We start from the raw sequence: 10,235 nt of genomic DNA, 5'->3' as shown, positions 1-10,235 counted from the left end.
GATTTGGTTCATGTCCAACTATAACTTTATGTTACAGACCGTTGATACAGAAGTGAGTATCTTAGCTACTTTAGGTAAAGGCTTGTCTTGGATTTTTACACCTCTGGGCTTTGGAAATTGGAAGGCAACGGTTGCTGCTCTCACAGGTTTAGCAGCCAAGGAGACCGTGGTGGCTACCTTCGGAATTCTCTATCATAACAGTAGTGAAGCTGGTTTGGCTACGGCCCTGCAAGCAGATTATTCAGCTCTAGCTGCTTATTCTTTCTTGATTTTTAACCTGCTTTGTGCACCATGTTTTGCAGCTATTGGGGCTATCAAACGTGAAATGGCTAATCTGAGATGGACGGTTGGAGCGATTGGTTTTCAAACAGGTTTGGCCTATTGTGTCAGCTTGATTCTATATCAATTTGGTCAAGTTCTCCTTTATGGTAAGCCGATAACTCCTTGGACACTTGTAGCAGTCTTGCTTTTAGTGACTATGATTTACTTCGTTGTTCGTAAACCGCGTCAAATTAAGGATAAGATTATTACCTTGGAAAATCTTCAAGAAGCTAATAGTTAGGAGAAGTTGTTATGTCTACATTTATTATTGCCTTTATTATTTTCGCTTTGGCTGGTTTAGGCATCCGTCACTATATCAAAGGAAAAGGATCTTGTGGTGATTGTGAGTGCTCTTGCGCGGTCAAAGAAGAAATGCATAAAGCTAATCATTAATAGAATATAAGAAAATGATCTCTTATTTGGATAAGAGGTCATTTTTACTTACAATTGTAAGGAATGTATAAAGATTGCCTAAGAGAAAGTGTGATATGATGACATTGAAAAAATCTAGCTTGATTTAACAAAGGAGAAATGAAAGGAATGGCATTGAACAGAGAGATTGTCCTAATTCACGGTACCTGGTGTGACGGTAATGTTTGGGGAGAATTCGCTTCAGGTTTGCGTCAAATGGGATATAAGGTGCATACTCCTAGCTTTCGTTATCATGATTTATCCTACCAAGATTGTCTAGCAAAGGTTGGGACAGTGACCTTGCAGAATTACCGAGATGATTTGGTGGACTTGATTGAAAGTCTAGATCAACCGCCACTTATTTTGGGACACTCTTTAGGATGTTTGGTGGCACAGATGGTTGCCGAAAAGACGGAAGTAGCTGGTATGATTCTTATGGGACCAGCACCTACGGCAGATATTTTTGCCTTTTACCCAACCATGCTGGCTTGTTTTGGTAAGCATTTTCTACGCTGGGGATTTTGGAAAAAGGCTATGCCTCCTTATAAAAAGGAGTTTTTCAAGTATTGTATGAATGAACAAGAAGAGTCCTTGAAAGAAGAAGTTTTTGCGACATTAGTTCCAGAATCAGGCAAGGTTTACACCCAGATGGCTCTTCCTTGGTTTGATAAAACGAAGGCAGCTTACGTGGACTTTAGCCAAATATCTTGTCCTGTTCTCGTGATTTCTGGAACCAGGGACAAGATGACTCACCCTAATATTGCAAGAAGAACGGCAAAGAACTACCATGATTCGGTGCTCATTTCACTAACTGGTGCTGATCATATGTATGAGAGTGGCAAATTCCAACAAAAGACCTTATGTGCCATTAAAGGATGGAGCCAGCAAAATAGTTTTGTCAATTAATAGCGAAAACGAATCAAAAAGTTGAAACAGTGTTTCGGCTTTTTTAGTACTCAAATGTGAACTGTTTTTTTGAAAATTTTGAAAATTAATTCACAAAGAGTCTTCCCTATGGTATAATTGAAAAAAGTATGTATTGGAGAACACACATGGTGATAATGATGGACGGTAAAGCCTTAGCTCTTAAAATGCAAAATCAATTGCAAGAAAAGGTGGCTCGTCTTAAAGAAAGTGAATGGATTGTACCAGGATTGGTCGTTATTATGGTTGGCGACAACCCTGCTAGTCAGGTTTATGTCCGTAATAAGGAACGTGCGGCTATTAAGGCAGGTTTCCATAGCAAGACGGTCAATCTTTCAGAGAGAATAAGTGAAGAAGAATTGATTGAGGTCATTGAAAAGTACAATCAAGATCCGCTATTCCATGGTATCTTGGTACAATTACCACTACCTAACCATATCAATGAAATGCGTATTCTCTTGGCAATTGATCCTAAAAAGGATGTTGATGGATTCCACCCTATGAATACGGGGAATCTTTGGAATGGACGTCCTCAAATGGTGCCGTGTACTCCTGCAGGTATTATGGAAATTCTTCGTGAGTACAATGTTGAATTGGAAGGTAAGACAGCAGTTATTATTGGACGTAGTAATATCGTCGGCAAGCCCATGGCTCAGCTTCTTTTGGAAAAAAATGCCACAGTTACTTTGACCCACTCAAGAACACCACATTTGGCGAATGTTTGTAACAAGGCAGACGTTTTGATTGTGGCTATTGGACGTGCAAAATTTGTCACAGAAGACTTTGTCAAAGAAGGTGCCGTTGTCATTGATGTGGGAATTAACCGTGATGAAGAAGGCAAACTTTGTGGCGATGTTGATTTTGAAGGTGTGAAAGATAAAGTTGGCATGATTACGCCTGTTCCAGGTGGTGTAGGCCCTATGACTATTACCATGCTTATGGAACAGACCTATCAAGCTGCTCTTCGTAGTGCGAAAGGATAGCTTATGAAAGTAGATGGCGATTTAGCTAGGCAGGTGATTAGACCTCGTTTGAGAGAGTCTCATAAGGGATCTTACGGTCGGGTGCTTTTAATTGGTGGCCTCTATCCATATGGTGGTGCCATCATTATGGCTGCTATTGCCTGTGTCAATAGTGGGGCGGGCTTGGTTACGGTAGCGACTGATCGTGACAATATTCCAGCACTTCATGCCCATCTTCCTGAGGCTATGGCTTTTGATTTTGGAGAAAGGGACAGGCTTCTTGATAATCTTAGGGTTGCAAATGTGGTTTTAATCGGTTCAGGTTTAGGTGAGAGTGATGCAGCGAATCAAGTCTTGAATTTGGTCCTGGCAAATATCAGGCCAGATCAGAACGTGGTTGTTGATGGTTCAGCCCTTAACCTTCTTGCTAAGAAAAATAAGGCGGATTTGCCAGAGTGTCACCTCATTCTTACCCCTCATCAGAAAGAATGGGAACGTCTTTCTGGCTTAGCTATTTTGGAGCAGACTGTTTCTAATACACAGAAAGCTCTGGCGGACTTTCCAGCTGAAACCATACTAGTAGCTAAGAGCCACCGAACGTCTGTCTACCAGAGTAAAGAAGTAGCTCATTTAGAGGTTGGTGGTCCCTATCAGGCAACTGGGGGCATGGGAGATACCTTGGCCGGTATGGTAACGGGTTTTCTTGCTCAATTTGCTTCAAATGACCGCTATAAAGCTGTTACGGTTGCCAGCTGGCTTCACTCAGTCATTGCTGATGACCTCGCAAAAAATGCCTATGTGGTTTTGCCGACACGCATCAGTAAAGCCATTCCAAGTTGGATGAGAAAATTGTCATTATAATCTAAAAAAACATGTCTCAGATTGAGGCAAGTTTTTTTAGATTTCGACATTTTTTTAAGTTTGCCTAGGCTGATTTATGATAAAATAAAAGAGAATTTTTATGAGAACATAGAGGAAAAAAAGTGACATCATTTTCAAAAAAACTCAATCAAAATTGGAAAAAATGGCGCCAAAAACAAAAAGACAAACGAGCCAATAAACCTAAGAAGCCAGTTAATATCTCACGTCGTGTTTACTTGCTTTTTGGTGTCGTTCTTGTTCTTTTTTTATTACTTTTTGCACGCCTTGCTTATATGCAAATTTCTAACAAATCCTTTTATGCAAAGAAATTAGAGGATAATTCCAAGTATACTGTTAGAATTGCTAGCGAGCGAGGTCAAATTTTTGATGCCAAGGGGGTTGCTCTGACGACCAACCAAAGTAAGGACGTCATTACCTTTACACGTAGTAATCTGGTTTCATCTGATACCATGAAAAAGGTTGCAGAGAAGTTGGCAACCATGGTAACTCTTACTGAGACTAAGGTAACTGCCCGTCAAAAACGTGATTTTTACCTTGCGGATTCTGCAACCTATAAGCGTGTGGTCAATAATCTTCCAAATGACAAGAAAACAGACAAATTTGGTAACAAACTTGCCGAAGCCACTATTTACAATAATGCTGTTGATGCAGTGCCTGATGAAGCCGTTGATTATTCTGAGAATGAACTTAAGATTGTCTATATCTACTCTCAAATGAATGCTGTATCTAATTTCTCAACAGTTACATTAAAGACGGGGGAATTAACACCTGATCAGATTGCGATTGTTGCGGCTAAACAAAAAGAACTTAATGGTATCACGGTTGCTAAGGATTGGGAACGTCATACAGCTGATTCGGCCTTATCTCCTCTGATTGGTAAGGTTTCAAGCTCAGAAGCAGGCTTACCTCAGGAAGATGCCAAGGAATACCTTAAAAAAGGCTATGCCCTCAATGACCGTGTAGGAACCTCTTATCTAGAAAAAGAATATGAGGAAAAACTACAAGGAAAACATACGGTTCGTGAAATTACTGTAGACAAAGAAGGAAAGGTCGACAGTGATAAAATCACGCAAAAAGGTAGCAAGGGTAACAACCTGCAGTTAACTATTGACCTCAATTTTCAAAAGGGTGTTGAAGACATCCTAAGTCAACAACTTTCTTCAGAAATTGCTGAGAATAAGGCGACCTATTCTGAGGGAATGTATGCGGTGGTACTGAATGCAGACACCGGTGCTGTACTTGCAATGGCAGGACAAAAGCATGAGAAAGGGGCACCAGATTTTAAGGCGGATGCCCTAGGAACGATTACGGATGTCTTCATTCCAGGATCTGTTGTTAAGGGGGCTACCTTGACGGCAGGTTGGCGTTCGGGTGTCATCTACGGTAACCAAGTTTTGACTGACCAGCCTATTAATATTGCTGGTTCAGCTCCTATTACATCTTGGTTTACGGATCAAGGTAGTCGTGCCATTACGGCTACTCAGGCCTTAGAGTATTCATCAAATACTTATATGGTTCAGATTGCAATCAAACTCCTCGGCCAACAATATTATCCAGGTATGGCTTTGTCAACGGATAATATGGATAAGGCTATGAAAACTCTCCGTGATACTTATGGCGAGTTTGGTATGGGAGTTTCGACTGGTCTTGATTTACCTGGAGAATCTGAAGGCTATATTTCCAAGAAATACAATGTTGCCAATGTGCTGACAGAAGCCTTTGGTCAGTATGACTCCTATACAACCATTCAACTAGCTCAATATGTTGCTTCAATTGCTAATGGTGGTAAACGTGTGGCTCCCCATATTGTTGGAGGCATTTACGATGCTGGTGCAAATGGTAGTCTAGGTACCCTCTCTTCAACGGTTGATACCCGTGTGCTCAATACCCTTTCTTTAGATTCTGAGCAACTTGGTCTTGTCCAACAAGGGTTCAATGACGTTGTCAATTCAGGTTCTAGCCTTGCAACAGGTAAAGGAATGGCAAGTTCTATCATTCCAATTAGTGGGAAAACAGGAACAGCCGAAACCTATGCGACAGATAGTTCTGGTAATTCTGTAACCACAGTTAATCTTAATGCTGTAGCTTATGCAACAGCCAAAGATGGAACCAAATTAGCTGTTGGAATTATGTACCCACATGCGCTTGACTGGAAGAGTAAGGCCCATCAAGGTGCAGTCAAGGCCATTATGGAACTTTACCAAAACACTCACTAAAGTCTAAAATCTCTTGTGCCTTGCATGAGAGATTTTTCTATGATATAGTGTTTGGGTGTTTGTCCTTGGGGCAGCGGTTATCATGTCATAAGATAAAAAGTTAGAAATAGATTAAGAATAAAAAGAAATGGAGGCCTTCATGCTTTATCCTACTCCGATTGCTAAACTGATTGATAGTTTTTCAAAACTCCCTGGAATTGGGGCTAAAACGGCGACACGATTGGCTTTTTATACCATTAGCATGTCTGATGAGGATGTCAATGATTTTGCTAAAAACCTTTTGGCTGCTAAGCGTGAATTGACTTATTGCTCAGTTTGTGGGCGTTTAACGGATGACGATCCCTGTAATATCTGTACCGATGAGACTAGAGACCGTACTAAGATATTGGTTGTCGAGGACTCAAAAGATGTTTCAGCTATGGAAAAGATTCAGGAATATCATGGCCTTTACCATGTACTTCAAGGTCTTATTTCACCTATGAACGGTATAGGGCCTGATGATATTAGTTTGAAGAGTTTGATTACTCGTTTGATGGATAGTGAGGTTGAAGAAGTCATTATTGCAACCAATGCTACAGCCGATGGTGAAGCAACAGCCATGTATATTTCCCGTGTCCTCAAACCAGTCGGCATTAAGGTAACCCGTTTAGCACGTGGTTTGGCTGTTGGTTCTGACATTGAATATGCTGATGAGGTGACCTTGTTGCGAGCAATTGAGAATCGTACAGAACTTTAAAAAGTCATTTAACGATGGCTTTTTTCGCTATTTGTCGGATTTTGATACTGAAAGTTTTTAATAGTAAGGTGCTGATGAAGAAATGTAGGGACAAAGAAGTTAAAGAGTTCTTTGAAAAAGCGGTTTTTCTCATGGTCTAAATTGATAAAGGCTTGCTATATCATATTCTTAATAAAAGAAGCAGACAATTAGGCTTAAGTCTGCTTTTTCTGTATCCTTGTGATATAATGAAGTGATTGATATTGGACCGGAGTTAATCTGGGGCGATATTAACTGTGATTAAGTATTTGTAATAAAAAGCTAATTTGTTAGTGAAAGGAAACGAACGGTTCTGTCCTAAAACTGGAATCAATCGTTCGGAAAGATATGCTATGTACGTTGAAATGATTGACGAGACTGGACAGGTCTCTGAAGAAATAAAAAACAAACCTTGGAGTTGCTTGATTTTGCAGCGCAAAAACTTGGTAAGGAAGACAAGGAGATGGCAGTTACTTTTGTAACTAACGAACGTAGTCACGAATTGAATTTAGAGTATCGTGATACGGACCGCCCTACTGATGTGATTAGTTTGGAGTATAAGCCAGAGGTAGATATCACTTTTGATGAGGAAGATTTAGCGGAAAATCCAGAATTGGCTGAAATGATGGGAGAATTTGATAGTTATATCGGTGAACTCTTTATTTCCGTTGATAAGGCTCACGAACAGGCTGAAGAATATGGACATAGCTATGAGCGTGAGATGGGCTTCTTAGCTGTTCATGGCTTTCTTCACATCAATGGGTATGACCATTACACCCCTGAAGAAGAAGCGGAAATGTTTGGATTACAGGAAGAAATTTTAACTGCTTATGGACTTACGCGACAATAATCCACAGAAAAAGTGGAAAAATAGAGAATTTACAGCAAGTTTTGAGTTTGCTCTGACAGGTATAATTACGGCTATTAAAGAAGAACGTAACATGCGCAAGCATTTGGTTTCTGCTGTTTTAGTGGTACTAGCTGGCTTAATTTTTCGTGTATCTGCGATAGAATGGCTTTTTCTCCTGCAGGCGGTTTTTCTAGTAATTGCTCTTGAAATTGTCAATTCTGCCATTGAAAATGTGGTTGATCTGGCTAGTAATTATCACTTTTCTATGTTAGCCAAAAATGCTAAAGACATGGCAGCGGGAGCTGTCCTTGTCGTATCTTGTTACGCACTCATCACTGGTATGATTGTTTTCATACCTAAGATTTGGAACTTAATTTTTAACTAGAACTAAAGAGAAAGAAAGTAAATGACATTTAAATCAGGTTTTGTGGCCATTCTTGGCCGTCCTAATGTAGGAAAATCTACCTTTTTGAACCATGTTATGGGGCAAAAAATTGCAATCATGAGCGATAAAGCTCAAACAACCCGTAATAAAATTATGGGAATTTACACAACAGACAAGGAACAGATTGTCTTTATAGATACACCGGGTATCCACAAGCCTAAGACGGCTTTAGGGGATTTCATGGTAGAATCTGCTTATTCAACCCTTCGTGAAGTGGATACGGTCCTTTTTATGGTTACAGCCGATGAACCTCGTGGTAAGGGTGATGATATGATTATCGAACGCCTTAAGCAAGCCAAGGTACCCGTTATTTTGGTGGTTAATAAGATTGACAAGGTCCATCCCGACCAACTCCTTGAGCAGATTGACGATTTCCGTACCCAAATGGATTTCAAGGAGATTATTCCAATCTCAGCCCTTCAAGGAAACAATGTCTCTCACCTTGTGGATGTTTTGAGTGACAATCTTGAAGAAGGTTTCCAATATTTTCCATCAGATCAGATTACAGATCACCCAGAACGTTTCTTGGTGTCTGAAATGATTCGTGAAAAAGTGCTACTCTTGACTCGTGAAGAAATTCCGCACTCAGTTGCTGTTGTTATTGATTCTATGAAGCGTGATGAAGAGACGGATAAGGTTCACATTCGTGCGACGATCATGGTTGAGCGTGATAGCCAAAAAGGTATTGTCATCGGTAAAAAAGGTGCCATGCTCAAGAAAATTGGTACCCTTGCTCGCAAAGATATTGAACTCATGCTTGGGGATAAGGTCTTTCTCGAAACTTGGGTTAAGGTTAAGAAAAATTGGCGTGATAAAAAACTTGATTTGGCCGATTTTGGTTATAACGAAAAAGAATACTAAGAAAAGCTGGGCACTTGCTCGGCTTTCTTGCTAGAAGGAGGAAGAGATGCCTGAGTTGCCTGAAGTAGAAACGGTTAGACGTGGTTTAGAAAGACTGGTCCTAGGGCGAACTATTTTGTCGGTTGAGGTCAAGGTCCCAAAGATGGTAAAAACGTCCTATCAAAGCTTTCTAAATGAATTACCTGGTCAAAGGATTCAAGCCATGCGACGTAGGGGAAAGTATCTCATTTTTGATTTTGGTCAGTTGATTATGATTTCCCACTTGCGTATGGAGGGGAAATACCTGCTGTTTACAGACCAAGTTCCTACCAACAAACACTTTCACTTATTTTTAAGTTAGATGATAGCTCTACACTTGTCTATCAGGATGTTCGCAAGTTTGGAACTTTTGATTTACTATCTAAAAATCAAGAGGAAGCTTATTTTATGAAGAAAAAGCTTGGTCCTGAACCTACTAAGAAGGCCTTTAAATATGCATCGTTTGAGAGAGCTTTAATGCGTTCCGACAAGCCTATTAAGCCCTTACTCTTGGACCAGAAATTAGTGGCTGGACTAGGAAATATCTACGTTGATGAAGTGCTTTGGGCAGCCAAGGTTCATCCAGAGACGCCAGCAAGGGAACTCAGCAAGGCAGCCATGAAACGAGTTCACGATCAAACGATTGCCATATTACAGTTGGGGATTGAAAAAGGTGGTTCCACTATAAGGACCTATCGTAATGCCCTCGGTGAAGACGGGACCATGCAGGATTATTTGCAGGTTTACGGAAAGACAGGGCAACCTTGTCCACGTTGCGCAAGCACGATTGAGAAAATCAAGTTAGGAGGAAGAGGAACGCATTTGTGTCCTCATTGTCAAAAACGATGATTATAGGATTAACAGGAGGCATTGCTTCAGGAAAATCAACCGTTGTTGAAATGATTAAAGAGGCAGGTTACAAGGTCATTGATGCCGATCAACTGGTGCACGACATGCAGACCAAAGGGGGCAGGTTGTATCAAGCCTTGCTTGATTGGTTGGGAGAGGCTATCCTTCTTTCTGATGGAGAATTAAATCGTCCTAAGTTAGGGCAATTAATCTTTTCAAGTGAAGAGATGCGGCATCAATCTGATGAAATTCAGGGAAAAATTATCCGAGAAGAGTTGGCAGCCCAAAGAGATGGCTTGGCCAAGGAAGAGGACGTCTTTTTTATGGATATTCCCTTACTGATTGAAAATGATTATCAGGATTGGTTTGACCAGATTTGGTTGGTGGCGGTGTCTCCTGAGGTCCAGCGCCAACGCTTGATGAAAAGGAATCACTTAAGTGCTGAGGAAGCAGACATGCGTATTGCTAGTCAAATGCCTTTATCCGAAAAACTGCCGTATGCTAGTTTAGTTATTGATAACAACGGGAGCATTGATGATTTGAAGGAAAAGGTGAAGAGTGCCATCAAAGATTTAGCTAACCTCCTATAGTTAGCCATTGTGTTATAATGGATAGTGAATTTTAGAAAGAAGATGATGATTTGCGCCAAAAGAGCTTAAAACCGCTGATTGGCAACGAAATCTTAAAATTGCTTGGATAGGAACTTTTACTGGGGCTAGCTTTTCTATTGTCATGCCTTCAT

At 40.5% G+C, this 10,235-nt stretch carries 10 protein-coding genes and 2 pseudogenes; all 12 read left to right on the top strand.

Features of this window, described 5'->3' with window-relative positions; translation table 11 throughout:
• A partial coding sequence (locus HSISS2_RS05410) for a nucleoside recognition domain-containing protein (protein WP_042767022.1) occupies window positions 1-562 on the top strand: 562 nt, incomplete at its 5' end.
• An 11-nt stretch (window positions 563-573) separates the two neighbouring features.
• The gene (locus HSISS2_RS05405) at window positions 574-714 is read left to right on the top strand and encodes a FeoB-associated Cys-rich membrane protein (protein WP_021145777.1); all 141 of its coding nucleotides are present in this window, start codon (window positions 574-576) and stop codon (window positions 712-714) included.
• 147 nt (window positions 715-861) lie between these two features.
• Window positions 862-1,638, top strand: a complete 777-nt coding sequence (locus HSISS2_RS05400) for an alpha/beta fold hydrolase (protein WP_021145776.1) — start codon at window positions 862-864, stop codon at window positions 1,636-1,638.
• Window positions 1,639-1,784: 146 nt separating this feature from the next.
• The gene (locus tag HSISS2_RS05395; protein ID WP_008534097.1) at window positions 1,785-2,639 is read left to right on the top strand and encodes a bifunctional methylenetetrahydrofolate dehydrogenase/methenyltetrahydrofolate cyclohydrolase; all 855 of its coding nucleotides are present in this window, start codon (window positions 1,785-1,787) and stop codon (window positions 2,637-2,639) included.
• 3 nt (window positions 2,640-2,642) lie between these two features.
• Window positions 2,643-3,479, top strand: a complete 837-nt coding sequence (locus HSISS2_RS05390; protein WP_021145775.1) for an NAD(P)H-hydrate dehydratase — start codon at window positions 2,643-2,645, stop codon at window positions 3,477-3,479.
• A gap of 122 nt (window positions 3,480-3,601) precedes the next feature.
• On the top strand, window positions 3,602-5,716 hold the full coding sequence (gene pbp2b / locus HSISS2_RS05385; RefSeq protein WP_021145774.1) for a penicillin-binding protein PBP2B: 2,115 nt from the start codon (window positions 3,602-3,604) through the stop codon (window positions 5,714-5,716).
• Between the two features lie 139 nt (window positions 5,717-5,855).
• Window positions 5,856-6,452: a recombination mediator RecR gene (gene recR, locus HSISS2_RS05380; RefSeq protein WP_021145773.1), complete on the top strand. Its 597-nt coding sequence runs from the start codon at window positions 5,856-5,858 to the stop codon at window positions 6,450-6,452.
• A gap of 371 nt (window positions 6,453-6,823) precedes the next feature.
• Window positions 6,824-7,320 (top strand): annotated as a pseudogene (ybeY, locus tag HSISS2_RS05375) (rRNA maturation RNase YbeY).
• Window positions 7,301-7,705 carry a diacylglycerol kinase family protein gene (locus HSISS2_RS11785; RefSeq protein ID WP_002889028.1) on the top strand — a complete coding sequence of 135 codons (405 nt, stop codon included), beginning with the start codon at window positions 7,301-7,303 and terminating at the stop codon, window positions 7,703-7,705. Before ybeY ends, HSISS2_RS11785 begins: the two are co-directional and overlap by 20 nt.
• Window positions 7,706-7,726: 21 nt before the next feature.
• Window positions 7,727-8,626 carry a GTPase Era gene (era, locus tag HSISS2_RS05365; RefSeq protein WP_002889026.1) on the top strand — a complete coding sequence of 300 codons (900 nt, stop codon included), beginning with the start codon at window positions 7,727-7,729 and terminating at the stop codon, window positions 8,624-8,626.
• A 46-nt stretch (window positions 8,627-8,672) separates the two neighbouring features.
• Window positions 8,673-9,493, top strand: a pseudogene (gene mutM / locus HSISS2_RS05360) (DNA-formamidopyrimidine glycosylase).
• On the top strand, window positions 9,490-10,083 hold the full coding sequence (gene coaE / locus HSISS2_RS05355; RefSeq protein ID WP_037613323.1) for a dephospho-CoA kinase: 594 nt from the start codon (window positions 9,490-9,492) through the stop codon (window positions 10,081-10,083). The pseudogene mutM and the gene coaE overlap by 4 nt, the downstream one beginning before the upstream one ends.
• Window positions 10,084-10,235 lie beyond the last annotated feature (152 nt).

Source organism: Streptococcus sp. HSISS2 (assembly GCF_000448665.1).
GTDB lineage: Bacteria > Bacillota > Bacilli > Lactobacillales > Streptococcaceae > Streptococcus > Streptococcus raffinosi.
The sequence above is the reverse complement of the archived record's forward strand: the minus strand, read 5'-3'. Positions and strand labels throughout refer to the sequence as shown.